At 61.4% G+C, this 25,161-nt stretch carries 30 protein-coding genes; 18 read left to right on the plus strand and 12 right to left on the minus strand.

The window, feature by feature from the left end; genetic code table 11:
* The first annotated feature begins 452 nt into the window (after nucleotides 1–452).
* Complete coding sequence (locus tag NKF26_RS00110; RefSeq protein WP_253224731.1) at nucleotides 453–1,439, plus strand: ornithine cyclodeaminase family protein; 987 nt, start codon at nucleotides 453–455, stop codon at nucleotides 1,437–1,439.
* A 58-nt stretch (nucleotides 1,440–1,497) separates the two neighbouring features.
* Here the strand turns inward: NKF26_RS00110 and NKF26_RS00115 are convergent, their stop codons facing one another.
* Complete coding sequence (locus NKF26_RS00115) at nucleotides 1,498–1,725, minus strand: hypothetical protein (protein WP_253224732.1); 228 nt, start codon at nucleotides 1,723–1,725, stop codon at nucleotides 1,498–1,500.
* Nucleotides 1,726–1,974: 249 nt separating this feature from the next.
* Between NKF26_RS00115 and NKF26_RS00120 the strand changes: the two genes are divergently transcribed.
* Nucleotides 1,975–3,180, plus strand: a complete 1,206-nt coding sequence (locus tag NKF26_RS00120) for a potassium channel family protein (RefSeq protein WP_253224733.1) — start codon at nucleotides 1,975–1,977, stop codon at nucleotides 3,178–3,180.
* A gap of 12 nt (nucleotides 3,181–3,192) precedes the next feature.
* Here the strand turns inward: NKF26_RS00120 and NKF26_RS00125 are convergent, their stop codons facing one another.
* Nucleotides 3,193–3,582 (minus strand): RidA family protein, encoded by a 390-nt coding sequence (locus NKF26_RS00125; protein WP_253224734.1) that lies wholly within the window; start codon nucleotides 3,580–3,582, stop codon nucleotides 3,193–3,195.
* Between the two features lie 203 nt (nucleotides 3,583–3,785).
* On the opposite strand from NKF26_RS00125, the gene NKF26_RS00130 reads away from it, so the two are divergent.
* From NKF26_RS00130 to NKF26_RS00140, 3 genes are all read left to right on the plus strand, one after another.
* Nucleotides 3,786–4,742, plus strand: coding sequence for a succinylglutamate desuccinylase/aspartoacylase family protein (locus NKF26_RS00130; RefSeq protein WP_253224735.1), 957 nt, complete (start codon nucleotides 3,786–3,788; stop codon nucleotides 4,740–4,742).
* A 106-nt stretch (nucleotides 4,743–4,848) separates the two neighbouring features.
* Nucleotides 4,849–5,952 carry a threonine synthase gene (locus tag NKF26_RS00135; protein ID WP_253224736.1) on the plus strand — a complete coding sequence of 368 codons (1,104 nt, stop codon included), beginning with the start codon at nucleotides 4,849–4,851 and terminating at the stop codon, nucleotides 5,950–5,952.
* A 79-nt stretch (nucleotides 5,953–6,031) separates the two neighbouring features.
* Nucleotides 6,032–6,559 (plus strand): NUDIX domain-containing protein, encoded by a 528-nt coding sequence (locus NKF26_RS00140; protein WP_253224737.1) that lies wholly within the window; start codon nucleotides 6,032–6,034, stop codon nucleotides 6,557–6,559.
* Nucleotides 6,560–6,594: 35 nt separating this feature from the next.
* On the opposite strand, the gene upp is transcribed toward NKF26_RS00140, so the two are convergent.
* Nucleotides 6,595–7,272, minus strand: coding sequence for a uracil phosphoribosyltransferase (gene upp, locus NKF26_RS00145; protein WP_253224738.1), 678 nt, complete (start codon nucleotides 7,270–7,272; stop codon nucleotides 6,595–6,597).
* Between the two features lie 89 nt (nucleotides 7,273–7,361).
* Nucleotides 7,362–8,612, minus strand: a complete 1,251-nt coding sequence (locus tag NKF26_RS00150; protein WP_253224739.1) for a GTP-binding protein — start codon at nucleotides 8,610–8,612, stop codon at nucleotides 7,362–7,364.
* Between the two features lie 119 nt (nucleotides 8,613–8,731).
* Here NKF26_RS00150 and NKF26_RS00155 point away from each other — a divergent pair, with 119 nt between their 5' ends.
* The 3 genes from NKF26_RS00155 to NKF26_RS00165 all read left to right on the plus strand — a co-directional run bounded on the left by NKF26_RS00155 (nucleotide 8,732) and on the right by NKF26_RS00165 (nucleotide 11,877).
* Nucleotides 8,732–9,028 (plus strand): hypothetical protein, encoded by a 297-nt coding sequence (locus NKF26_RS00155; RefSeq protein WP_066139654.1) that lies wholly within the window; start codon nucleotides 8,732–8,734, stop codon nucleotides 9,026–9,028.
* Between the two features lies 1 nt (nucleotide 9,029).
* Nucleotides 9,030–9,998 carry a TRC40/GET3/ArsA family transport-energizing ATPase gene (locus NKF26_RS00160; protein ID WP_253224740.1) on the plus strand — a complete coding sequence of 323 codons (969 nt, stop codon included), beginning with the start codon at nucleotides 9,030–9,032 and terminating at the stop codon, nucleotides 9,996–9,998.
* A 130-nt stretch (nucleotides 9,999–10,128) separates the two neighbouring features.
* Nucleotides 10,129–11,877 (plus strand): carbon starvation protein A, encoded by a 1,749-nt coding sequence (locus NKF26_RS00165; protein WP_253225573.1) that lies wholly within the window; start codon nucleotides 10,129–10,131, stop codon nucleotides 11,875–11,877.
* Nucleotides 11,878–11,885: 8 nt separating this feature from the next.
* Here NKF26_RS00165 and NKF26_RS00170 read toward each other — a convergent pair whose 3' ends face one another.
* The gene (locus tag NKF26_RS00170; protein ID WP_253224741.1) at nucleotides 11,886–12,488 is read right to left on the minus strand and encodes a hypothetical protein; all 603 of its coding nucleotides are present in this window, start codon (nucleotides 12,486–12,488) and stop codon (nucleotides 11,886–11,888) included.
* 102 nt (nucleotides 12,489–12,590) lie between these two features.
* On the opposite strand from NKF26_RS00170, the gene NKF26_RS00175 reads away from it, so the two are divergent.
* From NKF26_RS00175 to NKF26_RS00195, 5 genes are all read left to right on the plus strand, one after another.
* Nucleotides 12,591–13,340 (plus strand): class I SAM-dependent methyltransferase, encoded by a 750-nt coding sequence (locus NKF26_RS00175; protein WP_253224742.1) that lies wholly within the window; start codon nucleotides 12,591–12,593, stop codon nucleotides 13,338–13,340.
* Nucleotides 13,341–13,377: 37 nt separating this feature from the next.
* Complete coding sequence (locus tag NKF26_RS00180) at nucleotides 13,378–13,602, plus strand: hypothetical protein (protein ID WP_066139671.1); 225 nt, start codon at nucleotides 13,378–13,380, stop codon at nucleotides 13,600–13,602.
* A gap of 108 nt (nucleotides 13,603–13,710) precedes the next feature.
* On the plus strand, nucleotides 13,711–14,400 hold the full coding sequence (locus NKF26_RS00185; protein ID WP_253224743.1) for a DUF5828 family protein: 690 nt from the start codon (nucleotides 13,711–13,713) through the stop codon (nucleotides 14,398–14,400).
* Between the two features lie 91 nt (nucleotides 14,401–14,491).
* Nucleotides 14,492–15,142 (plus strand): TMEM175 family protein, encoded by a 651-nt coding sequence (locus NKF26_RS00190; RefSeq protein WP_253233885.1) that lies wholly within the window; start codon nucleotides 14,492–14,494, stop codon nucleotides 15,140–15,142.
* 66 nt (nucleotides 15,143–15,208) lie between these two features.
* On the plus strand, nucleotides 15,209–16,396 hold the full coding sequence (locus NKF26_RS00195) for an inorganic phosphate transporter (protein ID WP_253224745.1): 1,188 nt from the start codon (nucleotides 15,209–15,211) through the stop codon (nucleotides 16,394–16,396).
* Nucleotides 16,397–16,414: 18 nt separating this feature from the next.
* On the opposite strand, the gene NKF26_RS00200 is transcribed toward NKF26_RS00195, so the two are convergent.
* The 3 genes from NKF26_RS00200 to NKF26_RS00210 form a co-directional block, all read right to left on the minus strand.
* Nucleotides 16,415–17,059: a YigZ family protein gene (locus NKF26_RS00200; RefSeq protein WP_253233886.1), complete on the minus strand. Its 645-nt coding sequence runs from the start codon at nucleotides 17,057–17,059 to the stop codon at nucleotides 16,415–16,417.
* Between the two features lie 83 nt (nucleotides 17,060–17,142).
* Nucleotides 17,143–17,922, minus strand: coding sequence for a trans-aconitate 2-methyltransferase (locus tag NKF26_RS00205; RefSeq protein WP_253233887.1), 780 nt, complete (start codon nucleotides 17,920–17,922; stop codon nucleotides 17,143–17,145).
* An 81-nt stretch (nucleotides 17,923–18,003) separates the two neighbouring features.
* Nucleotides 18,004–18,507 carry an ACT domain-containing protein gene (locus tag NKF26_RS00210; protein ID WP_253224748.1) on the minus strand — a complete coding sequence of 168 codons (504 nt, stop codon included), beginning with the start codon at nucleotides 18,505–18,507 and terminating at the stop codon, nucleotides 18,004–18,006.
* An 84-nt stretch (nucleotides 18,508–18,591) separates the two neighbouring features.
* Between NKF26_RS00210 and NKF26_RS00215 the strand changes: the two genes are divergently transcribed.
* Nucleotides 18,592–19,149, plus strand: coding sequence for a putative glycolipid-binding domain-containing protein (locus NKF26_RS00215; RefSeq protein ID WP_253224749.1), 558 nt, complete (start codon nucleotides 18,592–18,594; stop codon nucleotides 19,147–19,149).
* Here the strand turns inward: NKF26_RS00215 and hisB are convergent, their stop codons facing one another.
* Nucleotides 19,150–19,737 (minus strand): imidazoleglycerol-phosphate dehydratase HisB, encoded by a 588-nt coding sequence (gene hisB / locus NKF26_RS00220; protein ID WP_253224750.1) that lies wholly within the window; start codon nucleotides 19,735–19,737, stop codon nucleotides 19,150–19,152.
* Between the two features lie 121 nt (nucleotides 19,738–19,858).
* On the opposite strand from hisB, the gene NKF26_RS00225 reads away from it, so the two are divergent.
* Entirely contained in the window at nucleotides 19,859–20,038 is a 180-nt protein-coding gene (locus tag NKF26_RS00225; protein ID WP_253224751.1) for a hypothetical protein, read from the plus strand.
* A gap of 15 nt (nucleotides 20,039–20,053) precedes the next feature.
* Here the strand turns inward: NKF26_RS00225 and hisA are convergent, their stop codons facing one another.
* Nucleotides 20,054–20,776, minus strand: a complete 723-nt coding sequence (hisA, locus tag NKF26_RS00230; protein ID WP_253224752.1) for a 1-(5-phosphoribosyl)-5-[(5-phosphoribosylamino)methylideneamino]imidazole-4-carboxamide isomerase — start codon at nucleotides 20,774–20,776, stop codon at nucleotides 20,054–20,056.
* Between the two features lie 76 nt (nucleotides 20,777–20,852).
* Here hisA and NKF26_RS00235 point away from each other — a divergent pair, with 76 nt between their 5' ends.
* Together NKF26_RS00235 and fer are read left to right on the plus strand one after the other, a co-directional pair.
* A complete protein-coding gene (locus NKF26_RS00235) occupies nucleotides 20,853–22,037 on the plus strand; it encodes an inorganic phosphate transporter (protein ID WP_066139695.1) in 1,185 nt (394 codons plus the stop codon).
* 99 nt (nucleotides 22,038–22,136) lie between these two features.
* The gene (gene fer / locus NKF26_RS00240; protein ID WP_253224753.1) at nucleotides 22,137–22,526 is read left to right on the plus strand and encodes a ferredoxin Fer; all 390 of its coding nucleotides are present in this window, start codon (nucleotides 22,137–22,139) and stop codon (nucleotides 22,524–22,526) included.
* Between the two features lie 53 nt (nucleotides 22,527–22,579).
* On the opposite strand, the gene NKF26_RS00245 is transcribed toward fer, so the two are convergent.
* Complete coding sequence (locus NKF26_RS00245) at nucleotides 22,580–23,170, minus strand: DUF3238 domain-containing protein (protein WP_253224754.1); 591 nt, start codon at nucleotides 23,168–23,170, stop codon at nucleotides 22,580–22,582.
* A 104-nt stretch (nucleotides 23,171–23,274) separates the two neighbouring features.
* On the opposite strand from NKF26_RS00245, the gene NKF26_RS00250 reads away from it, so the two are divergent.
* Complete coding sequence (locus NKF26_RS00250) at nucleotides 23,275–24,258, plus strand: A24 family peptidase C-terminal domain-containing protein (protein ID WP_253224755.1); 984 nt, start codon at nucleotides 23,275–23,277, stop codon at nucleotides 24,256–24,258.
* 28 nt (nucleotides 24,259–24,286) lie between these two features.
* Here the strand turns inward: NKF26_RS00250 and NKF26_RS00255 are convergent, their stop codons facing one another.
* Entirely contained in the window at nucleotides 24,287–25,141 is an 855-nt protein-coding gene (locus tag NKF26_RS00255; RefSeq protein WP_253224756.1) for a universal stress protein, read from the minus strand.
* Between the last annotated feature and the right edge of the window lie 20 nt (nucleotides 25,142–25,161).

Consider the following 25,161-nt stretch of genomic DNA (forward strand, 5'->3'; position numbering starts at 1 on the left):
GTCGTTGACGACCGTCGTTTTCGTCAACCCCGGGAAGTCGAATCTGGCACGCGACGGACTGCCATCATCTCACGATAACGATACGGAAAGACAGCGTGAAATTCGCCGAGAAGACGTGCTGATTCGGGGCAAAATCCGGTTTCGTCGTCACGGGACGGTAAGCCGTAATCGAGGAGATGGAAAATCGGCCACCGTCCGATTTTTACCCCGAGTAAACCGCGGAGTCGTCTACTGAACTCGAACCGATTTTTGAATCCACGTCGAATCGAGACGTGTTTGCCGGATGTTACTGCAATCAAACTAATGAATGTGAATCTCCTTCGAGTACTTTCGAGATCAAGAATTCACACGAATTCCCCCGAAACATTCCTCAAATCAGCAGAGGAGACGACGATCGGGAGCAAAAATCGGTAAAAGATGGAACTAAGTGGGAACCACGTATCCCTCCAAATATGGAGACACTCCTGCTGAATCAGGATGCCGTAGACGAGAACACACAGATGCCCGAACTCATTCGGGCCATCGAGGACGCATTCGCGGCCTACGCGCTCGGCGATGCGCAGATGCCCGCGAAATCCTACATCGACCTGCCGCAGTACAACGGCGACTTCCGGTCGATGCCCGCCTATTTGGATGCCGACGGCTGGGACGCGGCCGGAATCAAGTGGGTCAACGTCCACCCCGACAACCCGGACGGCTTCGACCTGCCGACCGTCATGGGGACGATGATTTACAGCGACCCCGAGACGGCGTACCCGCTCGCCATCATGGACGGGACGGAACTCACGATGAAGCGCACGGGCGCGGCCGCCGCCGTCGCGACGGACCACCTCGCCGTCGAGGACGCGACGAGCATGGGTCTGGTCGGCGCTGGCGTCCAGTCCTACACCCAGTTGGAAGCCATCTCGAAGATTCGCCCCATCGAGGAAGTCGTCATCAGCGACCTGGACGAGGAAGCGGTCGCGGACTTCATCGACTACTTCGACGACGAGTTCGACGTTCGCGCCGGATCGATTTCGGAAGCTGCGTCCTGTGACATCCTCTCGACCGTGACGCCGGTCGAATCCCCCATCGTCTCGGCCGACGCCGTCGGCGAGCACACCCACATCAACGCGATGGGTGCCGACGCGGAGGGCAAACACGAGATCGCGGACGAGGTGCTGTTGAACGCGAAACTCGTCATCGACGACCACGCCCAGACCACCCACTCGGGCGAGATCAACGTCCCGTACAACGAGGGAACCCTCACGGACGACGACATCCACGGCGACATCGGCGACATCGTGATCGGCGACTTGGAGGGCCGCACCGGAGACGACGGCGTCACCGTCTTCGACAGCACCGGACTGGCGATTCAAGACGTTGCCGCCGCACACGTCGTCTACGAGCACGCGAACGAGAACGACAACGGCTACCCGTTCGACCTTCTCGGCGTCTGATTCAGGGATCCGAACCGGATTGAAGCGGGCCGTTTTTTGATGATTTTAGCCCCAGTAGCTACTCCTCGTCGCCGACCGGTGCCCGCGTCGTGAGTTCGTCGGTCAGCTTCGAGATGACCCAGACGATGATCAGGAACGGCAACAGCGGAATCAGCAGGACGAGCAGGCCGAGAAAGATACCCGCGCCGATGGTGTTCATCTCCCTGTCCGAATGACCGTAGTAGGGCGGCGTGACGGTTCGCACGACCTTCGTGACCGGATGGTCTTCCGACTCCTCCTGACTCATGGGAGAAAGAAGGCGGGAAAAATGATAAGCATTCGCACGACACGAGCGCATTGCGTGTTCGATCCGGATTCGATCGATCGGTGACGATGGAGTTCCAGTGGAAACCACGGGGTAGTGAACACGACGAGTACATCACGGACGATCATCGCATGAGTTCCAAACGGCGTTCGAGGACGAACACGGGACTCGACGAACGGTTCCTGTTGCAACCAGCGAACGTTTTTACGGGAGAGCGACCAACGTCGGACTATGGAACCCGCGAGCGGCGACGTGGAGTACGAACCACGGAGTGTGAAAGAGGTTTTGGCGGAGATGAAGGACACGGCGGAACTTCTGATCGACCTCTCGTACTCCGCGGTCCTCCACGGCAGTGACGACATCGCCGAGGAGGTGCTCGCGCTCGAAGGGAAGATGGACGTGCTTCAGTTGCAGGCGCGGATGAGCCTGCTCATGGCCGCCAGAAGTCCGGAGGACGCCGAGGAACTCGCACCCGTACTCGGCGTCGTCGGAGCCGCGGAGAAGATTGCCGACGCGGCGGGCGACATCGCGAAGGTAGTGTTGGAGGATATCGGTCTCCCGCAGGCGATGCGGGCGACGCTTCCGGAGGCGATAGAGACACTGGTACACGTCTCGGTGGCGAGTTCGTCGCCGCTCGCGGGACAGACGCTCGGCGGGTTGAACCTCGAAACCGAGACGGGGGTTCGCGTCATCGCCATTCATCGCGGCGGCGACTGGATTCTGAACCCGCATCGTGACACCGACCTCCGGGTGGACGACCGACTGCTCCTGCGCGGATCGGAAGACGGCGTCGCGGAGGTGTACAAGCAAGCGACCGGGAAGGAGTATCAACCGCCGGAACCACCGGAAGGCGGGGATACGGACCTCGAACGCGCCGTCGATTCAATCGTGTTGATGAAGAACATGAGTGAGTTAGCGGTTGATCTGGCCTACGGGAGCGTCCTGTTCGACAGCACGGACGTGGCGGAGGAAGTCGTGGAACTCGAAGCCGAAGTGGACGCACTCCAGTCGCGGTTCGAGGCGTGGACGTTGCAGGCGGCGGCGAACGCGGACGATCCCGTTTCCTTGCGCGGTCTCGTCCACCTCGCAAACAGTACGGAAGTCATCAGCGACGCGGCGGTGGAAATCAGCGAGGGCGTGCTCCGTGGTCTGGGTACCCATCCGGTCGTGGAGTACGCCGTACAGGAGAGCGACGAGGTCATCGTCCGCGTGACGGTCACGCACGGGAGCGCGTTCGACGGCACGACACTGGGAGCCGAGCGGGTCGAAACCGAGACGGGAATGCGCGTCATCGCGGTTCGGCGGCCGCCGGACGATTGGGTCATCTCGCCCGGGCCGGAAACCGAAATCAACGCCGGGGACGTGCTCCTGGCGAAGGGAACGCGGTTGGGTGCGGAACGACTCGAAGAGTTGTCCGGCAGCACGCAAGGTGAGTAATTCCGGACGATTTCACACGGTGATGATGGCGTCGGCTTCTATTTCGACCAGCAGTTCGGGAGCGATGAGTCGGCTCACCTCGACCATGCTCGTGGCTGGACGCACGTCGGCGAAGAATTCGGCGTGTGCCTCGCCGACCGGTTCCCAGTTTTCGATGTCGGTCACGTACATCCGCGTTCGAACCACGTCGTCAAGGTGTGCCCCCGCTTCAGTGAGCGCGGTTTCGATATTTTCGAGCGCCCGCTTCGTCTGGGCATAGGCGTCCCCTTCACCGACGATGGACCCATCCTCGGCGGTGGCCGTGGTCCCGGAGACGCGAACGTCGGTACCGATACGAACCGCACGCGAGTAGCCGACGCGGTCCTCCCACTCGGTACCACTGGAGACGCGTTTTCGTTCCATGGATGGGCCACGACACACCGAGGTAAAATCGTTGGTGTGAAAGCTATCAGTTCAAAGTATTTTCGGAAGGAGTAGTATCCGGGAAATACGGGTGGTCGAAGGAGAAGAAGTTCACAATCCCAATTCGATACAGACCGACAGTTCATCCAACTGGCAACCGGAATACCGAACTGCTAAGGGTTTTCGGCGACGGTGTATCGATAATGACAACGCTCGGAACGGCGAGCGCGGCCCCAGGGGAAATCGACACGGGCCGCCTCCCGGTTGGTGAAACCCGTGACGGGAGCCAGTTCGGGCTTCCCGTCGCCGTCATCAACGGCGCGCATGATGGAAAGACGCTCTACATACAGGCAGTTAGCGATGGCGACGAACTCAACGGTCTCGGCGTCGTGAATCGAGTCGTCCCGCAACTCGCTCCCGAGGATATTTCGGGGACGATTCTCGTCACTGGACTCGTCAACTACCACGGTTTTCAGGTCGCGGAACACCGGAACCCAATCGACGACACGAAAATGAATCGAACGTACCCCGGCAACGAGTCGGGGACGTCGAGCGAACGAATCGCGGCGGCGACCTTCGAGGCCGCCTCGCGTGCCGATCTCATTCTCGACTTGCATCAGGGTTCGACCAGTCGAATGATGAACGAGGCTCGTGTTCGCTGTGGGCCGCGCCATCGACTGCACGACGAATGTCTCGAACTCGCAAAAGTGTTCGACTGCGGCTACGTTCTCGACCAGAAGGGTCCGGACGGGCAACTCGCCCGCGCCGCGCCCGACGACGGTATTCCGACCATCGACCCCGAACTCGGCGGCTGTGTCGGATGGGACGAAGAGAGCATCCAGTACGGCGTGGATGGTACATTCAACGTCCTCCGATACTACGGCTTCCTCGAAGGGGACGTGGAGCTGAACTCGCAGACCCGCGCAACCGGGTTCGACCGCTACGGCGCACCGAGCGGCGGTCTCGTCAACTTCGAGAAGGACCTCGGCGACGAAGTCTCACCGGGTGAAACCCTATTCACCATCACCAATGTGTTCGGTAAGCTCAAGGCCGAAATCACCGCCGACCGCTCCGGTATCTTCTGGCGCTCCCGTCGCCTGCCGCAGGTCGCCACTGGCGAATACGTCTGTTCGATCGGCATCGACGTCAGTCGCTACTGATTGCTCCGACTGACGACACTTTCCGTTCACAACTTCCCGTTCACAAGACTCACAACGCTCCGCTCCCCACGACACTTACAACGACCGGAGTTTCCCCACTATCACAATGCTCTCCAACCTCTCATGTTCGGCCTGTGGACGCGAATACGCCGCCGGAGCAGACGAACCGTGGCGGTGTGAGTGCGGCCATCCACTCGACTTCGCCGAACGACCGCTTCCCGACCCGGACCGTCCCGCTCCCGATTTCTCTGACATCGACACGAGGGACGGTCTCTGGGCGTTCGAGGAGTTCCTCCCCGTCCGCCGCGTCGCGAGCCTCGGCGAGGGGTTCACGCCGCTCGTGGACGCAGACGACTGGAACGCCCAGTTCAAACTCGACTGCGTGTTTCCGTCGGGGAGTTTCAAGGACAGAGGCGCGACGACGACCCTGTCGCGTGCCGCCGAACTCGGCGTCGAGACCGTGATCGAGGACTCCTCGGGCAACGCGGGTGCGGCAATCGCTCAGTACGCCGCTCGCGCCGGAATCGACGCAGAGATCTACGTTCCGGCGGACGCGAAAGCCTCGAAAGTCAAAGCCATCGAGTGTGTGGGCGCGACCCCCGTTCGCATCGAGGGAAGTAGACAGGACGTGACCGATGCCTGTATCGAGGCCGTCGAAGCCGGTAGTGGTTGGTACGCCAGCCACGCGTGGAACCCGGCCTTCTTCGCTGGCACGATGACGTTCGCGCTGGAACTCGCCGCCCAGCGCGACTGGGAGGTTCCGGATGCGGTCGTGACGCCGCTCGGCCACGGCACGCTGTTTCTGGGAACGTACCGCGGCTTTCGCGCCCTGTACGACGCGGGGTGGACGGATTCGATGCCGCGACTGCTCGGAGTGCAGGCCGCCGGTGTCTCCCCCATCGCAGACGAACTCGACGGCGACGGGAGGGACAAACCCGAGCGGAACGACGTCGCCGACGGGATTCAGATCACCCGACCCGTCCGCCGTGACCAAATCCTCGACGCCATCCACGAGACGGGCGGCGACGCCATCTCGCTCGACGCCGGTGCGACCCAGGACGCCCTCGACAGGCTTCACCGAACCGGTTTTTACATCGAACCGACGAGCGCGGTGGCCGTCGCGGGACTGACGGCCTACCGCGAGCACGGGATTTTGGACGAGGACGCGGACGTGGTCGTTCCCCTCACCGGAAGCGGGCTGAAATCGTAACGGGATTGCGGCGGTCGTTTTCGTGCGTCATCCACGTTATCGATACCCTTTTGCGAGTTCTGTCGAATCGATTTCACGAATGGTCAACCGACCGCCGAACAACTGCCCGTACTGCGGCACCGAACTGACAACGGCGAAAATCGAAGGCCGCCAGCGGCACCTCTGTCCGGACTGTGACCGAGTCGTCTGGCACAATCCGGTACCCTGTGCGGGCGTCGCCGCCGTGGACGACGACAGCGCTCTCATCGTCAAGCGCGCGGCCGACCCCGGACGAGGTGAGTGGACGATTCCCGGCGGTCATCTCGAAGTGGGCGAACCGCCCGCGGCCGGGGCGGCCCGCGAACTCCACGAGGAGACGGGACTCTCGGTTACTCCGGACGACCTCTCACTTCTCGACGCGCGTTCTTTTGGTCCGTATCGCGGGAAGTACGTCGTCTCCATCGGCTACGTGGTTCGGCGCGAGAAGACGGACGGCGAGGTGGTGCCCGGGTCGGATGCCGATGAAGCCCGGTTCATAGCCCCGGATGAATTTGAGCGGACCGGCGCACCGTTTCGAGAAAATCAACGCGAGCGCTTCGAGACGGCGGCCGGGGTTTTGGACAGGTAACGACCGACTGTGCGAGGGACCGCGAAACGTGTCGGTTACGTCGTTCGGAAGGCGCGGTCGCCCGCGTCGCCCAGTCCGGGGACGATGAAGCCGTCGTCGTTGAGGTGGTCGTCGATGCTGACGGTCAGGAGGTCGGCCTCGGGGAACTGGTCGTGGACGTGGAGCAATCCGTCGGGGGCGCTGACGGCCGAGAGGACGAAGAAGTTCTCCGGATTGGGCTGCTCGCGGAGCACTTCTTCGAGGACGGCACACATCGTGCTACCCGTGGCGAGCATCGGGTCGGCGACGATGACGGTGTCCTCCTCGGTGATTTCGGGGAGCTTGACGTAGTCGATGGTGATGGGGAACTCACCGTCTTCGTTCATGCCCGCTTCCTCGTCGCGTCCGGCGCTGATGACGCCCTGTTTGGCGCGGGGGAACGCCTTGAGCAGGCCTTCGACGAACGGCGTCGCGGCGCGGAGGACGTTGATGATGACCACGTTGTCGAGTCCTTTGACGCGCTCGCCGGTGGTCTCGGTCAACGGCGTGTCGATGGAGACGTACTCGGTGTCCATCGCGCCGTCGATGATTTCGTAGCCACAGATACGACCGAGTTTCACGAGTCCCTTGCGGAAGCCGACCTGTTCGGTCTTCTCGTCTCGAATCTTCGAGAGGGTGTCCTTCGCCATCGCGTGCGTGATGAGGTGGGCGTCACCTCGCTTCTCGATAGTCATATTCGATTCGTGAGTGGCGAGTGGCTATAAGCTAACGATACGAGCGAACCCGCGGGAGCCAGTGACAGTCGTGGAACGCCGCCAACTGGTCATTCGCCGTAGGTCAGCAGACCGTCCTCGTCGCTCGGGAACGGGTCGTCGAACGCGTTCCAGTCGGCGTCCATCTCGTCGTCGGTCAGCGCGCAGTCGTCCAGCGTGGCGAGAATACCATCCTCGTCCACGTCGGTTCCGATGAAGACGAGTTGCGTCCGGCGGTCGCCCCACTCCTCGTCCCAGTAACTTGCCGAGCGGTTGCTCCGGTAGAGGTCCTGATCGATCTCCGGAAGGCTGGCGATCCACGCCCCGGCGACGGTCACACGGGCGGACGATCCTGCCTGCCCGTATTCCAGTTTCACGTCGTCCCGTCCGGCGACCCAGAACGTCCCCTTGGCGCGGACGATGCCGTCCGGGAGCGACGCGAAGAAGTCGTGCAAGCGAGCGGGATGAAGCGGTCGGGTGGCGCGATACGACACCGACGTGATCCCGAAGGCCTCCTGCGGATGGCGGTGGCCGTGGTCGTGGTTGTTGTTGTGGTCGTGTGTCCCTTCGGAATCGTGGTGATGGTCGCCGTCGTGACCGTCCGCGTGTTCCATGGCCTGCTTCCATCCGGCGGAGTCACTGACTGCGCCGAGGTCGAACAGGCCGCGCTGGAGCACTCGGTCGGGGGAAACCCGTCCGTGTTCGGTTCGAATCAGTTCCGCGCGGGGTTGGAGCGCGCGGAGGGTGGCTTCGATTTCGTCCAGTCGGTCGTCGTCCACGAGGTCGCATTTGTTCAGAAGGAGGATGTCACAGAACTCGATCTGCTCGATGACGAGGTCCGAGAGGGGGCGCACCTCGCCGTCCTCCGTTTCCGTTCGCTCGACGGGCGCACCGGGTTCGAAGAAGTCCCGGAATTGTCGGGCGCTGACGACGGTGACGGTCGCGTCCACGTCGTAGCGGGCGGCCACGCGCGATTCCGTCGTGAACAACCGCGCGATGGGGGCGGGTTCGCTGATGCCGGACGCTTCGACGACGAGCGTGTCGAACTCCCATTCGCGGGCGAGACGGGTGACTTCGGTTCGCAAATCGTCCTGTAGCTCACAGCAGATACAGCCGTTCGAGAGTTCGGCGACTCCCTCGTCCGCGACGAGTTCGGTGCCGTCCTCCAGCAGTTCGGCGTCGATGTTGATCTCACCCATGTCGTTGACGAGAACCGCGATGTCCGTGTCGTCGCTCTCACGCAGGAGGTGGTTGAGCGTCGTCGTCTTGCCCGCGCCGAGGTTGCCACTCAAAATCGTGACCGGAATGGACCCCTGATTCATTTGTTATCGTGGCACACGTATTCCACCGTGTTAAGCCTGGCTGGACGCCTTTCGAACCGTCCGAACCGGCGTTCGAACCGACCGGCCTGCTTAAATAGCGAGGGGAATACTGTGTGTGTATGTCTCTCGCGGACCGAATCGAGACGTTCCGTCGCTCCGTCGAGGAGTGGCTTCGCGGCCTCTATCACGGGATGATTTCCCATCCCGCCTACGAACTGATAGAGAAGGAAGCCGAGGATTTGGAGGACGAATTCATGCTCGCGTGCTTCCCCGACGTGTTCGGGGTACCGAGTCCGGTATCGTACTACACCGCCGAACTGCTCCCGTACCTCACCGACGAGTTCGAGGCGTGGGAACGGCGGATGTGGGACCGTGAATCGCTCGTCGAACGAAAGGGCCAACAGTTCCACTTCTAGCATGAACAAGTTCGTGTTCTTCGGCGGCAAGGGCGGTGTCGGAAAGACGACCGTTTCGAGTGCATACAGCCTGAAATGCGCCCGATCGGGGTTGAAAACGCTGGTCGTTTCGACCGACCCGGCACACAGCACGTCCGACGTGTTCGACCAGCAGTTCGGCGACGACCCTCGTTCGGTGGAGGGAATCGAGAACCTCTGGGCGATGGAGATCGACCCCGAGGAGGAGGTCGAAAACCACCTGATGGAGATAAAACGCTCCCTGGGCGACCACGTCAGCGCGGGGTTGGTGAACGCCATCGACCGCCAAGTCGAGATGGCACACCAGACGCCGGGCGCGCACGAATCGGCGCTGTTCGACCGGTTCATCGACGTGATGCAGAGTTCGGAGGAGTACGACCGCGTCGTCTTCGACACCTCGCCGACCGGCGGGACGCTCCGACTCCTCTCGCTTCCCGAGTTCCTCGAAGGCTGGATCGACCGCCTGCTTCACAAGCGCCGACAGAGTATCGACCTGTTCGAAAAGGCCGCGATCGGCGACAGGGAACCGCGTCGAGTGGCGGACGGGGACCCGATCATCGCTCGGTTACAGGAGCGAAAGGAGTTGTTCGAGTTCGCGGGGAACGTGTTGCGCGACGACGCGTCGTTCTTCCTCGTCCTCAATCCGGACGAGTTGTCGATCCGTGAGACCGGGAGGGCGGTCGAGGAACTCACCGAATCGGGACTGCCCGTGTCGGGACTCGTCATCAACAAGGTGACGCCGGAACCCGACGACGACGAAACCGGACGCGGGGCGACGTATCTCCGTGATCGCTGTCGGACCGAGCGCGACAGGATAGACCACATCCGCGAATCGTTCGACGAACCGGTCGCCGCAGTCATCGAATCGAGAGTATCAGAAGTGAAAGGAAGCCTGCTGACTGACGTTGCGGACGAGTTGGCGGTCGACGTCGAGCCGACGGTCGCGGAGTAATCAGTCACTAATCTGTTAAAAACAAGTACGGGTTGTTCGAGAAACGACGTTTTTGGCCGTCCAACGCCGCAGACGGCAGGAGGAACACTTATTGTTCATCATCATTCTACTTGCCATGAGGCAAAATACCATGGCGATTGCAATCATATGGCTGGTACTCGGCGTACTGGTACTTTTCAGCATAGGATATCTGACGTATTCACGATATCTCGCACAGTTCGTAGAATTGGACGACAGCAACGAGACGCCGGCGCATAAGTACGAGGACGGGCAGGAGTACGTTCCCGCGAAAAAGCCCGTCCTGTTGGGACATCACTATTCCAGTATTGCAGGAGGTGCACCAATCGTCGGCCCGATTACGGCAGGGGTAATTTGGGGATGGATACCGGCGCTGCTGTGGATTGCCATCGGTAATCCGCTGCTCGGCGCGACCCACGACTTCATCTCGTTGTCGAGCAGTCTCCGTCACGAGGGGAAGTCCATCGGGCACATCATCGGTGAGTACGTCGGCGAGCGCGGCAAGAACATGCTGCTGTGGTTCGCGTTCCTGACCATCATTCTCGTCGTCGCCGTGTTCGCGTTCGTCGTCGGGGTCGTCTTCGAGAAATACCCGAGCGCCGCAACGGCGAGCATGTTATACATCGCGTTGGCGGTCGTGTTCGGAGTTTACCTGTACCAACTGAACCTGCCGTTCGGGCCGGGAACGGTGATTTTCGTGATCGGGGTGTTCGCCAGCGTTTTCGTCGGACAGGCGTACCCCATCGAACTCACGGCGGAAACGTGGGTTCCGATCGTCCTGCTGTACGCGTTCATCGCGAGCGTCCTGCCGGTGTGGACGCTCCTGCAACCGCGTGATTACCTGTCGTCGTTCCTGTTGTACGCGGGCGTCGGCGGGGCGCTGTTGGCGGTCATCGTCGGGACGATTGGCGGTTGGCTCAACATCGGAGCCATCACACCGACCCAACCGCTCACGGTCAACATTTCGGGATATAACGGCTTCTGGGGCGTGACCGACCAGCCGTTGTTCCCGCTGCTGTTCATCACCATCGCGTGCGGGACCATCAGCGGGTTCCACTCGCTCGTGTCGTCCGGAACGACCTCGAAACAGCTGAACAAGGAATCGGACGCGCGGGTCATCGGGTACGGCGGCATGCTCGGTGAGGGGCTTCTCGCAACGCTTGCACTCGCGTCGGTCGCGCTCGTCGGAAAGGTCGTCGAGGGTGGCGGTGTTGGACAGGCACTCCCCAACTTCGCGACCGGTGGCGGTATCATGCTCACGAGCTTCGGCATCGACCCCAGCTTCGGTGCGCCGTTCATGGCGCTCGTCATGGTGAGTTTCCTGCTCACCTCGACCGACACGGCGCTTCGCCTCGGTCGGTACATGTTCGAGGAAATCGTCGGCACGCCGGAGACGCAGGTTCAAAGCGTGGCGTCGAACCGATACTTCAACGCGGGATTGCAGTGCGTCATCGCCTACGCGCTCGTGGCGTCCGGAACGTGGTCGGACCTCTGGCCGCTGTTCGGCGGGGCGAACCAGTTGCTCGCGGCGCTGGCGCTGCTGACGGCGACGGTGTGGCTCGCCAACTGGGACAAGAGCAAACAGCTCCTCAGCACGGGCGTCCCGATGGCGGCAATGACCATCGTGACCATCCTCGGGTTGCTGTATCTCGCGCTGTATCAGAACATCTGGCAGAAGTTCGTCCAAGGCAGCAGTATGTCACTCGGAAGCGCGCTTTCTGCCGGGGTCCAAACGATCATCGCGCTCGTCCTCGTCGGACTCGCGCTCTCGCTGGTCAGAATCGGCTATGCGAACATCACGTCCGCGCGCAACGAACCCAGTGGAAGACCCGTCACCGACGGGGGTGACGCCGAGGAATAAGCCGCCGACTACGGTTTGAATCGCCGAACAAATCGAGACAACAGACCGGATTTTTTGGGGACGAGTGGTTGCCAGAGAGCGAACGCCTTGCCGACGTCCGCGTTCTTGCTGGCGACGAGGGTTTCGTGGTCTGGGGCGACGACGGCGAGGTTGATCTCGTACTGGCCGTGTAAGCCGTATTTCAGGAGCGTTCGGTCGCTGAAGTCGGCGACGAAATCATCCACGTCGTCCGGGATTTCGGGGGCGATCACGACGAAGGTGAAGTTCGTTCCGAAGTGTTCCTCGTCGGGGTCGATCCACTCGTCGGCGAGTTCGTGACCGAAGTCCACGATGGATTCGAGGTCACGCACACGAACCGACTCCGCACGGCGGACGAACAGGTGTTCCTCGGCGCTGTGGTTGGCGTAGTTGATGGAGCGGTGGAGGAACTGTTTCTGGGTCTCGATCAACAGCCGTCCGTAGAGCGTGAACGGCTCGCCACGGACTGAGTAGGCTTTTTCGAGGTCGTAATTGACGAACAGCCTGTCGCTGACCCGGTCTACGTACTCGTCGTCCCAATCTGGAACCGTCGCCGAACCGTCCGAATCGTGAGATTCGATACCGCCATCCATACTCGATCGATTGCGAGGGAGCGATAAATATCCGTTGTTGGGTTGCTCATGGGTACCGTCACTCATCATGATTTTATTACAAATGATAGTGTGTGACAGACTATGATGGATTCGGACCCACTCGGTCGAGCGATACTGGATTACGAACGCGGCGGACTGCGCGGCGACTGTCTGTACAGGGACGGCGCGGAAACGTGGGACGGGCACATTTACGAGAACTACTTCAGACAGCCGGAGGAGTGGAGCGATAGCTGGAAGGACCTCCTCGATTCGCTCCCTTGTCCGGTCGTCGATATCGGCTGTGGGTCGGGGCAGTACGCCGAATTTCTCCAAAAGAGGGGGGAAGTCGTCGCCATCGACGTCAGTCCGGCCGCCGTCGAAGCGACCCGCGAGCGCGGCGTCGAAGACGCCCGCGTGATGGACATGTTCGAGCTGGCGTTTCCGCCGAATCGCTTCCGCTCCGTGCTCCTCAACGGGACACAACTCGGTCTCACGGGGTCACTCGCCGGTGCACGACAATTTCTCTCCGACCTCGCCCGGATTACCGAGGAGGACGGTGTCGCCGTCGTGGACAACTACGATCCGACGAACTGCGGACCGGACGATGTCTTCGGCTATCGACCCGACCCGCGACGGGGTATCGCCCATCGGACGTTCCACTTCGAATACGAACGAGACGGGGAGCGGGAAGTCGGACGAAGCCTTCACTTCGTCCTCTTCTCACCCGACCGACTGCAGGACGTGACCGTCGGAACGCCGTGGTACGTCGCCGAGGTCCGTCCGGGAGATGGCTACTACAAAGCCGTCCTTCGGAAGGACGACGGGGAAAACGGACGGAAACGGGACCAATAGGGTAACACATAACACGGTCGCGTCCGTACGGCGAACTATGGGTGGAAAACGGACGGAAGCGTGTGGTCGGTGCGGTCTCTCGACCGTCATCGACGCGACCGAAGATGGCGAGGCGCGCGACATCTACGGGGACGAACGAATCGAGGTAGACGAGGACGAGATGCGGGCGGTGAGCCGCCACGTCGAACTGCTCGGACGCGCGAAAGATCGACTGAATACGTACGCTGAGCGAGTAACGTACGGGAATTTTCGAGGCGAATAATCTAACCGGCACATACTGTGAAACTCGAAGGATCGCGCGTGAGAAGGCTTCTCACGCGAATTGGCGGTAAAAGATAATACCCTGTAGGACATACGAGCGAGTAATCGAATGGAAGAGAGCATCTCTGGCTTCAAACTCCGAGGTAGCTGGGGAGATATCGTCGAGCACGGGGAGCGGATCACGCAAGCCCTTCGTGAGGCGGACGTGTCGGGTGAGGCATTCCGAGAATGGGACGAGTGGCGACCCAAGTCGCACGAGCGACTCGGCGAGGACGTCGCCGAGAAGACGGCGGAACAAGCACACGTCAACGAAGGCAAGGGCGAACAAGCGGGCGAATCCCCGGACGACGATCTCCGAACAGCGAGTGAAAAACTGACCGAATCGTACGAGAAACTGGAAAAAGACGACACCGAAGGTGCCGTCGACCGATGGCAGGACTCGGTGAACTACGTGGCGCGTGCCGCCGACTCCGCAAGCCGAAAAGCCATCCGGAAGGTCGAGGACACGGTGTATCAGAAGGTGATGACACAACTCGCGCCGTACTACTTCGACAACGAACTCGTCAGCGCGAACATCCAGCAGACGAGTCGGATGGAGGACGGCGAGGAAGGATTCATCTTCGAGGTGAACGTCAACGACGACCACCTGAAGAACGAGGTATCCGATTCGCTCACGGCGTACGAGGACGAGATCGACCGTTGGCACGTCGAAACCGAAAAACAGACCGAGACGGTCGAAGCGGCGGAAGGCGTCGAAGCACCGAAACGAAGCGGCGGGCCACGGGCCGACAGAACCTGATCGAACCGGATTTTTCTCGATATCGAGGGTCGTGCTCGAACTGGCAGGGATGGGCACAATGCGGTAGTTTATCGATGACGTAGAACATGATATGTCATTTCCATTTCGACAGGAGTCGGACGAGACCGATCGACTCCTCGCGCTCAGTGACGGGGTTATCGCCATCGCGATCACCCTATTAGTGTTGGAGATCACGGTACCAGTCATTCCGGCTGGCGCTTCGGAATCGGAGCTTCCGATCCGCGTCCTCGAACAGTGGAACGAATTTTTCGGGTTCGTGTTGAGTTTCTCGGTCATCGGCCTCTACTGGGTACTCCACCGACGCGTTTTCGTCCACGTCGAGCGGCACTCGAAAGGAATCGTGTGGCTCAACCTCCTCTTTCTACTCATGGTTGCGTTCGTCCCGTACGCGACCAGCATGTTCAGCACCTATCCGGGACGGTTCGGTGTGATGTTTCTCGCTGGTGTGCTGGCACTCACTGGGTTCAGCCTCGCCGCCCTCTGGCTGTACGCTTCCCGGAGCGAACTCATCGAAGAGGGAATCACCTCACGTACCGTCGGGATTCAGGCGGCACGGTTTCTCGCCTCGCCGCTGGTGTTCGTCGCCTCGATACTCGTCGCCGCGTTCGATTCGACGGTGGCGATCTTCCTGTGGGTGCTTCTGATTCCGATAAACGCCGCGTTGCAATCACGGCTCATCGAAAGTGTCGAAGTATCAGGGCGGGGGTCGGATGGTCGCTGAAAACACGGTGTCGGGAACCGATATCAGTCGGTACACTATTGACGCGAGACGCTATATCGGATAGATATGGCTGGAGGGTTGCTGACGGTCGTTATCGCCGGGGTCGCGAGTCTATTCATGGCGTGGGCCATCGGAGCGGGGTCGAGCGGCTCGACCCCGTTCGCCCCGGCAGTCGGTGCGAACGCCCTCTCCGTAATGCGTGCGGGGTTTCTCGTCGGCATTCTCGGGTTTCTGGGGGCGGCGCTACAAGGCGCAAACGTCTCCCAAGCGGTTGGGAGGCAACTGATTCACGGCGTACAGCTGTCGCCGCTCGCCGCGACGACGGGACTGCTGACGGCGGCGATTCTGGTCGCAATCGGCGTGTTCACCGGCTATCCGATCGCCACCGCGTTCACCGTCACTGGCGCAATCGTCGGCGTCGGGTTGGCACTCGGCGGCGTCCCGGCGTGGCCGAAGTACCAACAGATAGTTTCCCTCTGGATACTCACGCCGTTCGTCGGCGGGGGAATCGCCTACGCGACCGCTCGCGTGCTCCGACGTGAGGACGTCTCGGAGACGGTTTCGATTCCGCTTTTAGGAGGGGTCGTCGGCCTCATCATCGCCAACGTCGGATTCGTCTTCCTCGGCCCGCCGGGCGAAAGCGACTCGATCGCCCAAGCAGTCAGCATGCATCTCCAGCTTCCGACCGTCGGTGGCATTGATGTCGGAATCGTCCTCTCGTCGCTCGTCCTCGGCGGACTGGTCGCCCTCGCACTCCGACGCGAACTGAGTTCGGACCTGAACCGCGGACAGCGTCGATTCCTGCTCGCACTTGGGGGCCTCGTGGCGTTCTCCGCAGGTGGGAGTCAGGTCGGACTCGCCATCGGGCCGCTGCTCCCGCTGTTGGACCCGTACTCGATTCCGCTGGTTCCGGTGCTCGTCGGCGGCGGACTCGGCCTGCTCGCCGGGTCGTGGACGGGCGCGCCCCGGATGATAAAGGCGCTCGCACAGGACTACTCGGCGCTGGGGCCGCGGCGATCGATAGCCGCACTCATTCCGGCGTTCGCCATCGCACAGAGTGCCGTCTTCTTCGGCATTCCCGTCTCGTTCAACGAAATCATCGTCAGCACGATCATCGGCAGCGGCTTCGCCGCGAGCGGTGGCGGCGTCAGCGGAAAGAAGATGGTGTACACCGTCCTCGCGTGGGTGCTCTCGCTCGCGCTCGCGCTCGGCGTGGGTTACGGTGCGTTCAGCGCGGCCAACGCGGTTTTCTGATCGAAAGTCGGATGACGATCAGGTGTCGGGTCGAATGTCGGCCCGACCGCTCGTCGCGCTTCGCAGTCGGTCACACAGCGCGTCACTTTCCTCGACGGGAACTCGAACGGAAAACCCGACGGACTCGTCGTACTCGGCGTCGAATTCGACGCCTTCGCTCTCCAAAATACCGCGGACGGTACCCGAGTCGTCGTATTCGACCGAGATATCGAGACGGCGGTGTGGGCGTTCCTCGACGACTCCGGCGTCGTCCACCGCTTCCTTGACGGCGCGGGAATAGGCCCGAACGAGGCCGCCGACGCCGAGGTTCGTCCCGCCGTAGTAGCGCGTGACGACGGCGACCACGTTCTCGATATCGCGTTGGTGGAGGACGTTCAAGGCGGGTTTCCCCGCACTGCTGGTCGGTTCGCCGTCGTCGCTCGACCATTCCCGAACGAACCCGCCGAGGTCGTCCGATCCGTCGCCGGAATCGTTCCCACCTTGAACGCGGTACGCTGGCACGTTGTGAGTCGCGTCGGCGTGTAGTTCCCCGATTTCCTCGATGAACGATTCGGCCGATTCGACGCTGTCCACGGGTGCCACGTAGCCGATGAACTCCGAGCCACGGACTTCGAACGCCGACTCCCCTCGACCTGCCACGGTCCGGTACGTCGTGCCAGCCATCGTTCACCGGTTCGATGGGCGACACCGAAAAGGCGTGGATTTCGTTGCGGAGGGGACGATTTCGGCTCGCATGCACACGGTGCTCACTCGGGTTTATTGACGGCGACGACGCGAAGTCGGCGATAATCCGCGGTCCACGTCCCGTCCTCGAACAGGTCATCGCGGAGACGGTCCTCCACGGCGGAAACGACCGCGCGCTGTTCGTCGTCCGGAACCGGGGCCAAGAGCCCGTCACCGAACATCTCGAGCCACGACGACAGTCCATCCGGACCGCCGTCGAGTTCCGTTGGACGGTCGAACAGGGTCGCGTAGCGAACCTCGAAGCCGTGTGCTTCGAGGTTCGTGGTGTATTCGCCGACGCTCGGGAAGTACCACGGATTCTCGATATCGTAGCCACGGTCAGTAGCGACGTCCCGTACTGCATCGAGGATGGTAGCGACGTTCCCGGTTCCACCGAGTTCGGCGACGAACCGACCGTCAGGTCGGAGCGTGTCGGTGATGGAGTCAAGGACGGCGTCCTGCTCGGAGACCCAGTGGAGCGCCGCGTTCGAGAACACGGCGTCGAACGGCTCCGAGAACGAGAAATCGCGTGCATCCCCGTGGACGAACCGGCACTCCGGATAGCTCTCGCGTGCCTCCGATATCATCTCCGCGGAGGAATCGAGACCGACGACGTCCGCCCCGGAACTGGCGATTCGATCGGCCAGATGGCCGGTTCCGCATCCGAGGTCGAGGACGCGCTCGCCGGTCTTCGGTTCGAGGAGATCGACGACGCCCTCGCCGTACTCGAAGACGAAGGAGTGGCCCTCGTCGTAATCGGTCGTGTCCCACTCGTTTTCCGTGCCTTCGTCCGGTCGATTCATGCTGCCGAGTTCACGTCGGTCCTATTTCTATCTCCCCATCGAACAGATTTCCGTTCGCGGTGTTCCAGTGTCCGAAACGTCTCAGCTCAGTTGGATCTGATGCACGAACTCCAAGTTCTTCAGTTGGTTGAGCACGTCGCCCGGCACGTCCTCGTCCGTGACGAGATAGAGGCGCGGGTCGTCGGTGAATTCCGGGTCCTCGCTGATCGTCTGGCGGATGGAGATGTCGTTATCCGCCAGCAGGGACGTGACGGTCGCCACGATGCCCGGTTCGTCGGCGTTCCGCACGTCGATCGTCAGCACCGATAGGTCGAGTACGGGGGCCAAATCCATCAGGCTCGGAATCGAGGAGATGTTCTGGAAGATACGGCGCAGTTCCTCGTCCTTGAGAATCGCGTCCGTTGTCGAATCGACGACGCGACGGTCCACCCCGATTTCGCGCGCTATCTGCGTGTTCGGAATCTCGATACTGCCCGAGACCACCCGTCCCTCGTCGCTGACCGAGAACCCGCGTTCGAGGAGAAGCCGAATGACCTGTTGCTGGCTCGGACTGCCCTCGAACTTCTGCATGATTCTGTCGAACATCCTTGTCGAATAGACGTGCCCGACGATTTAGTCCTGTTGGGGTCGAAAGCGAGTGTTTATCGAATCACACTTCGACCGAAAACTATGCAACGGAACGTGGTTTGGGAGGCAGGAGACGGGGTCAGTACGGAACACCTCACCGTCGAGTTCGACCACATCAATGCTGACGGCGTCGTCGTCGGAATCAGGGACGAGAAACCGTTTCGGATACGGTATCGTGTGGAGTGTGACGGGTCGGGAGCGGTTCGACGGATCGAAACCGATCCGCTCGGGACAGGGTCGGGAATCGAACTGGACCACGACGGGGACGGAAACTGGACGAAGGACGGCACTCGGGCACTGGAGCTCGCAGGATGCCGTGACGTGGATATCTCGGCGACGCCGTTCACCAACACGATTCCCATTCGCCGACTCGGGTTGGGTTCCGGCGAGTCCGAGACGATTTCCGTCGTCTATCTCGACGTGCCATCGATGACGGCGACGCCGGTCGAACAGCGATACACCTGTTTGGAGCCGCTCGGTTCGTCAGGTGGAATGTATCGCTACGAGAGTTTGAAAAGCGGATTTACCGCCGACCTACCCGTCGATTCCGACGGGGTAGTGGTGAACTATCCGGGCGTGTTTCGGCGGATGTTCCCGTAGCTACAGACTCTCCTTCGTACTCGCCACGTCGCTCCGTCGCTCGTCGATTTGCGTCGCGTCGTCCAGCGCCCGTGCGGTGGCCTTGAACAGGGCCTCGATTTCGTGATGGGCGTTCTCGCCGTAGACGCCCGCGTGGAGCGTCAATCCGGCGTTCATCGCCAGCGAGCGGAGGAAGTGTTTCGCCATGTGGCTAGTCATGTCGCCGACGCGCTCCTGTGAGAACTCACCGTCGAATCGGAAGAGAGGACGGCCGCTCACGTCCACGACGATGTCGCCGACGGCCTCGTCCAACGGAACCTTCCGGTCGGCGAAGCGCCGGATCGCTCGTCGGTCACCGAGCGCCTCGTCGAACGCCTCGCCGAGGGTGATGGCCACGTCCTCGACGGTGTGATGATCGTCGATGTGGAGGTCGCCGTCGGCGCGAACCGTCAGGTCGAACAGACCGTGGCGGGCGAAGCTATCGAGCATGTGGTCGAAGAAGCCGATTCCCGTCTCGACGGTGGAGTCGCCGTCGCCGTCCACGTCGAGCGTGATTTCGATGGTCGTTTCCGCCGTCTCACGGGTCACGGCGGCGGTTCGGTCGCTCATACCTATGTGATTTGGCCGTGGCTACAAGGGAATTCCGCTCGTGGTAAATCAGCGAAACCACTCTGGAAGACAGACATATGTCTGACGCAAATATATTTACCCCGCGCTCATATGTTTATTCGTGCTAAAGCGAGATATGCTCAGCGTCCTGTTGGTCGCCGTCGGCATCCTCCTCTGTGGAACGGTGCCCGGCCTGGCCCTCGGCGCACCGATGGCCGCCCTCGGTTCCTACGGGCTTGCGGAGCCACGCCTCGGGGACGCACCCGACGCCCTCAAAGGACTTGCTGGAGAAACCCGTTAGACTCGACGATATTCGTTAGTCGAGCGCACGCTTCGCGTCCGATAGTGAGAACTCTCCACGATAGAGGGCGCTCCCGACGACGACAGCGCTCGCTCCCACATCCCGAAGCGTTCGAACGTCGTCCACGGACGCGACCCCGCCGCTCGCGACGACTGGAATCTCGACCGCTTCGGCGACCTGCCGAACGGGGTCGGTCTGGACGCCCTCCATTTGTCCTTCGACATCGACATCGGTAAACAGAATCGCACCAGCGCCGAGTTCTTCGTACCGAGTCGCCGCCTCTGCCGGGTCGAGTCCCGTCGATTCCGTCCACCCGGAGACGAGGACCTCGCCGTCCTTCGCGTCGAGGCTTACCATCACGGAACCGGGGTACGACTCGCTGATCTCCGAGACGATATCCGGGTTTTCGATGGCGGCGGTACCGAGGATGACGCGATCAACGCCGCGCGAGAGGAGATCGATCGCGTCGGTTGCCCTTCGAATACCGCCGCCGAGTTGTACCTCGACATCGACGGCGTCCAAAATCGCATCGACCGCGGTGGCGTTCTTGCGCTCACCTTCGAACGCGCCGTCCAGATCGACGAGGTGGAGCGTTTCCGCACCGCCTTCGACCCACTTCTGCGCGGCGTCCACGGGGTCGCCGTAGGTCGTTTCCGTGCCTTTTTCGCCCTGGACGAGTTGTACCACTTCTCCATCCTGCATATCGACGGCAGGGATGACTTCGAACGTCGGGAACATACTCTGCTTTAGGTGGGGTGGCCCCTAAACCCAACCGAGTCGGTACCGTTTAAGACGTAGGGACGAATGTAAGAGTATGGTCGAAATTCTGCTACTCGTCGGTCTTGCCGTCGCGGCGTTTGTTGGATTTAATATCGGTGGTTCTTCGACCGGTGTGGCGTTCGGCCCTGCGGTGGGGAGCAAGACCGTCTCGAAACTCGGTGCAGCCACATTGATGACGGCGTTCGCGGTCCTCGGTGGCTGGACAGTCGGACGAAACGTTATCAAAACGATGAGCAGCGATATCGTCGATTTACGGTTTACAATCGTTGCCAGCGTCGGCGTCCTCTTCTTCGTCGGATTGGCCCTCCTCATCTCGAACCTCTTCGGCGTTCCCGCGTCCACTTCGATGACGGCCGTCGGAGCGATCGCAGGGCTCGGAGCGGCGACCGGAACCCTCAACCAGGGGGTTATGTTCCGAATCGTCTCGGCGTGGCTTCTCGCGCCGATTACGGCCTTCTGGATCTGTGCCGTCATCGGTCGCTATCTGTATCCGTACCTCGACGTGTGGTTCAAACTCGAACAGTCGGAGGAGCCGTTGTTCGAGTTCAACCGCGTCGGCTCGGTACCGTATCCGACGGTCTCCTCGAACGCGACGACGAAGGAGGTCATGGTGACGATCCTCGTCGTCGGCATCGGCTGTTACATGGCGTTCTCGGCGGGCGCATCGAACGTCGCCAACGCGGTCGCACCGCTCGTCGGAAGCGGCGACATCACCGGGAGTCAAGGCGTCCTGCTCGCGGGTGCCGCAATCGCACTCGGTGCGTTCACTATCGCACGGAGAACGCTCGATACGGTCGGGAACGACCTGACCGACCTGCCCCTGCTGGCGGCACTCATCGTCGAAATCGTCAGCGCGAGTCTCATCACGTTCCTCTCGGCGATCGGTATTCCCGCCAGCCTCGCAGTGAGCGCCACGATGTGTATCGTCGGGCTCGGCTGGGGGCGAGCGACGCGGACGGTGCGAATCTCCGATGCGGCTACCGCCGCAGTGCGGGGCGACGACGGGGAGAAACGCAAGGAGATGACGGTCAACGTGCTTCCCGAAGAACAGAAGGAAGTGGCGAAGATAGGCGAAGAGGAGCCGGAGACGTTGAAGGCGCGGGACTTGTTCGATCCATCGACGACCGGCCGCGTCATCGTCCTCTGGATATTGACGCCGTCCATCTCGGCCGTCGCGTCGTATCTCCTGTTCGTTATCGTTCCCCTCTCGCCGAGCTGATTGTAGGGAATTCGGGAGTTGAACGAATCGTTCCTGATTTATCACCACAAGCAGACGAAACAACAACTACTAACCATACCGCCGACCAAACCCCGAGTGATGCCTACCGTAGAATACCTCAACTACGAAGTGCTGGACGACCAGGGCTGGGATATTAACGATGACGACCTGTTCGAAAAGGCCGCCGACGCTGGCTTCGACGAAGAAGACTACGGCACGCTCGAAGTCAACCAGGGCGAATACATCCTCGAATCCGCCGAGGCACAGGGCTACGACTGGCCCTTCTCGTGCCGCGCCGGTGCCTGTGCGAACTGCGCGTCCATCATCAAAGAGGGCGAGATCGACATGGACATGCAGCAGATCCTCAGCGACGAGGAAGTCGAAGACAAGAACGTTCGCCTGACCTGCATCGGTAGCCCGGCAACGGACGAGGTCAAAATCGTCTACAACGCAAAGCACCTCGACTACCTGCAGAACCGCGTCATATAAACGAACGGAGTTCGGGAGGGGGTTTTTTAGGCAATATTCGAGAGCGACGCGTCTCAGAGACTGCGTTCGAACTCGTACTCCATCGGTCCAGCCAGCGCGAGGGGTTCATCGCCCGTCTCCCGATAGTCGTGGCGATATAGCGGTCGGAACTCGCCGAAGTCGGTCTGCACGTAGAACTCGAAACACGGGAAGCCGTCGTGATGCCCGTGAACGTATACGGCTCCGTCGTTCCACACGACGGCTTCGAGGTGATAATCGACCGGATCGGCGTGTGCACGGAGCGGGTTGCTCGCGCTCGCGTGCATGTCGAACTCGACGTAATCGTCGTGCCACTGCGGGTCGGTGCAGAAGATTCCTCCCGCCGACGCTTTCCCGCTTCGTCGGTCTTCGGTTCCGTCAGGGTAGGTGATGCGCTCTACCGATTGTCCGGCGTCGGCGAACGAGAGGAGCGTTCCGTTTGTGAAATCGACCACGGCTTCCTGTTCGACGCGGCACCGACCGGTGTTGACGGCGTGTGGCGTGAATTCACGGTCGTCACCTTTGAATTCGAGCATCCCGTCGCCCTCGCTCGGGCGTGAAAGCCAGGTGGATGGGATGAAAGCAGCGCCCCGTATTTTTACGAGGGAGACGTCCCCTGTACTCATAGGATACTCGAACAAACCAAGACAAAATAAAATTAGTGGGAAATATTCAATTTCCTTCAAATATACCGTAACAGCTAAAACATCTCAAGGAGGGCTACCGTTTGGTGCATACTTCGATTCCCGATCTCCTTCGACTGCTCGCCGTCCCCGTCTTCGGATGGGCCGCGTGGCGTGACGTGAAGACGCGGCGGGTACCCAACAAGACGTGGTATCCGCTCGCAGCGCTCGCCGCCGTGTTGCTCGTCTGGGACGGGGTGACCGCGATGGGTTCGTCGCCATTTCAACGAAAACTGTTCCTCTTTCACGTCGCGGTGAGTCTCGGGTTCGTCGCGCCGCTCGTCGTCGCCTTCTGGTGGTTCCGAGCCTTCGGCGGCGCGGATATGAAGGCGTTTCTCGTGGTCGCCGCCCTGTTTCCGTCCTATCCGACGTACTATCTCGGCAGTCAATCGTATCCCATGCAGGGAACCGTCCTCGGCGTATTCTCGTTGACGATCCTGACGAATACGGTGTTGCTGGGGGCGCTGTATCCGGCCGCGCTGTTCGTAACCAATTTGGCGACCGGGCGACTTTCGTCTGTGATGTTCGTCGGTCGAGTCGTGGACTGGGACGAGATTCCGACGGCCCACGGCCGATTGTTGGAGACACCGGACGAGGTGACCCGCAACGGCGTGGATTTGGACGCGATTCGGATGTATCTACGGTGGCGCGGGGCGACGCTAGCCGACCTCAGGAACGGAGCGAACGACCTGCGTGACCCGGCAAGCCTGCCCGCGGAATCGAACCCGCCAACAGACGGCATGGTGACCGACGGCGGGACGGTGATCGAACGCGAACGGACAGTCGAATCGGGGGGCTACGAGGACCCGTGGGGTGCCGCCCACTTCCTCGACAGCATCGACCACGGTGCCTACGGGACGACGCCGAAAAAGCTCCGCGACGGGTTGGAGGTGCTGGTGACGAAGGACGAGATGTGGGTGTCGCCGGGAATCCCGTTCATCGTCCCGCTGTTCGTCGGACTCGTCGTCGCGTTGGGCTACGGCGACATCCTGTCGGGTGCGCTGGCCGTCCTCGGACTGGCGACCATCTGATCTCGAACTGTTCTCGGTTCCGTACTTCTCACAACGTCTCACGAACCAATCGCGTGAGTCGTGGCCGAATCCCGACCTCTCGACGAGTGATGATGACGGTCGTATCCGCGCGTCGGCCGACGGCTTGCGGAACCGATCCGACGAGTTGCCGTCGAAGCATCCCTTGTCGCGTCGAGCCGAGAATAGTGATGTCGTGATTCGACGCTTCCTCGACAACGGTGTCGGTGACTGATCCGGTTCGAACCTCCCGGTCGACGTCCGCGGGAGCCACGCGGGCCGCGATACCGGCGAGTAATCGCTCGGCCGTCGTATCCTCCGTTCCGACACGGAGGAGGTTGATTTCCGCATCGTTCGCCACCGCGATAGCACGGGCGACGTCCGCCGCGAGTTCGGCATGTGGGCCTTCGGCGACGGGGACGAGAATCGAATCCACGCCGTCCGCAGGGCCGATTTTCTCCACGAGAACGTCGGACGGCGTTCTGGCAACGAGTCGGTCGATGTTGCTCCCGAGAACGATTTCGCTCGGCCGTTCGCGCGCCTGCCAACCGACGATGAGCGCGTCGCAGTCGAATTCCACGACGGCGTTCGTGAGTGCGCGAGCGACGTCGAAGGAGACGAGCAACTGCCCGCTGACCGGGACCGCACCCCGTGCAGTTTCGACCACACGGTCGAGAATCTCCTGTTCCTCCCCGCCGAACTCGCGGATGATGACGTCGTCGTTGTAGAGCGCGAACGGCGATTGGCGCTCGGTCACGAGTACCCGCAGGACGAGCACCTCACCGTCCCGTTCACGTGCGATATCGACGGCGGTTCGGGTCAACTGCGCGGCGTTCGCGGGGTCGGCGATGGCGACGGCGATGCGATACTCACTCGTTCCCCCCATTTTCGAGACATACGGTGGCC

It is taken from the genome of Haladaptatus sp. AB618 (assembly GCF_024136965.1).
GTDB lineage: Archaea > Halobacteriota > Halobacteria > Halobacteriales > Haladaptataceae > Haladaptatus.

Excerpts from the sequence above, each read along its gene's own strand:
- NKF26_RS00110 (WP_253224731.1), top strand. The coding sequence starts at position 453 with ATGGAGACACTCCTGCTGAATCAGGATGCCGTAGACGAGAACACACAG.
- NKF26_RS00115 (WP_253224732.1), bottom strand. The coding sequence starts at position 1,725 with ATGAGTCAGGAGGAGTCGGAAGACCATCCGGTCACGAAGGTCGTGCGA.
- NKF26_RS00120 (WP_253224733.1), top strand. The coding sequence starts at position 1,975 with ATGGAACCCGCGAGCGGCGACGTGGAGTACGAACCACGGAGTGTGAAA.
- NKF26_RS00125 (WP_253224734.1), bottom strand. The coding sequence starts at position 3,582 with ATGGAACGAAAACGCGTCTCCAGTGGTACCGAGTGGGAGGACCGCGTC.
- NKF26_RS00130 (WP_253224735.1), top strand. The coding sequence starts at position 3,786 with ATGACAACGCTCGGAACGGCGAGCGCGGCCCCAGGGGAAATCGACACG.
- NKF26_RS00135 (WP_253224736.1), top strand. The coding sequence starts at position 4,849 with ATGCTCTCCAACCTCTCATGTTCGGCCTGTGGACGCGAATACGCCGCC.
- NKF26_RS00140 (WP_253224737.1), top strand. The coding sequence starts at position 6,032 with ATGGTCAACCGACCGCCGAACAACTGCCCGTACTGCGGCACCGAACTG.
- upp (WP_253224738.1), bottom strand. The coding sequence starts at position 7,272 with ATGACTATCGAGAAGCGAGGTGACGCCCACCTCATCACGCACGCGATG.
- NKF26_RS00150 (WP_253224739.1), bottom strand. The coding sequence starts at position 8,612 with ATGAATCAGGGGTCCATTCCGGTCACGATTTTGAGTGGCAACCTCGGC.
- NKF26_RS00155 (WP_066139654.1), top strand. The coding sequence starts at position 8,732 with ATGTCTCTCGCGGACCGAATCGAGACGTTCCGTCGCTCCGTCGAGGAG.
- NKF26_RS00160 (WP_253224740.1), top strand. The coding sequence starts at position 9,030 with ATGAACAAGTTCGTGTTCTTCGGCGGCAAGGGCGGTGTCGGAAAGACG.
- NKF26_RS00165 (WP_253225573.1), top strand. The coding sequence starts at position 10,129 with ATGGCGATTGCAATCATATGGCTGGTACTCGGCGTACTGGTACTTTTC.
- NKF26_RS00170 (WP_253224741.1), bottom strand. The coding sequence starts at position 12,488 with ATGGATGGCGGTATCGAATCTCACGATTCGGACGGTTCGGCGACGGTT.
- NKF26_RS00175 (WP_253224742.1), top strand. The coding sequence starts at position 12,591 with ATGATGGATTCGGACCCACTCGGTCGAGCGATACTGGATTACGAACGC.
- NKF26_RS00180 (WP_066139671.1), top strand. The coding sequence starts at position 13,378 with ATGGGTGGAAAACGGACGGAAGCGTGTGGTCGGTGCGGTCTCTCGACC.
- NKF26_RS00185 (WP_253224743.1), top strand. The coding sequence starts at position 13,711 with ATGGAAGAGAGCATCTCTGGCTTCAAACTCCGAGGTAGCTGGGGAGAT.
- NKF26_RS00190 (WP_253233885.1), top strand. The coding sequence starts at position 14,492 with ATGTCATTTCCATTTCGACAGGAGTCGGACGAGACCGATCGACTCCTC.
- NKF26_RS00195 (WP_253224745.1), top strand. The coding sequence starts at position 15,209 with ATGGCTGGAGGGTTGCTGACGGTCGTTATCGCCGGGGTCGCGAGTCTA.
- NKF26_RS00200 (WP_253233886.1), bottom strand. The coding sequence starts at position 17,059 with ATGGCTGGCACGACGTACCGGACCGTGGCAGGTCGAGGGGAGTCGGCG.
- NKF26_RS00205 (WP_253233887.1), bottom strand. The coding sequence starts at position 17,922 with ATGAATCGACCGGACGAAGGCACGGAAAACGAGTGGGACACGACCGAT.
- NKF26_RS00210 (WP_253224748.1), bottom strand. The coding sequence starts at position 18,507 with ATGTTCGACAGAATCATGCAGAAGTTCGAGGGCAGTCCGAGCCAGCAA.
- NKF26_RS00215 (WP_253224749.1), top strand. The coding sequence starts at position 18,592 with ATGCAACGGAACGTGGTTTGGGAGGCAGGAGACGGGGTCAGTACGGAA.
- hisB (WP_253224750.1), bottom strand. The coding sequence starts at position 19,737 with ATGAGCGACCGAACCGCCGCCGTGACCCGTGAGACGGCGGAAACGACC.
- hisA (WP_253224752.1), bottom strand. The coding sequence starts at position 20,776 with ATGTTCCCGACGTTCGAAGTCATCCCTGCCGTCGATATGCAGGATGGA.
- NKF26_RS00235 (WP_066139695.1), top strand. The coding sequence starts at position 20,853 with ATGGTCGAAATTCTGCTACTCGTCGGTCTTGCCGTCGCGGCGTTTGTT.
- fer (WP_253224753.1), top strand. The coding sequence starts at position 22,137 with ATGCCTACCGTAGAATACCTCAACTACGAAGTGCTGGACGACCAGGGC.
- NKF26_RS00245 (WP_253224754.1), bottom strand. The coding sequence starts at position 23,170 with ATGAGTACAGGGGACGTCTCCCTCGTAAAAATACGGGGCGCTGCTTTC.
- NKF26_RS00255 (WP_253224756.1), bottom strand. The coding sequence starts at position 25,141 with ATGGGGGGAACGAGTGAGTATCGCATCGCCGTCGCCATCGCCGACCCC.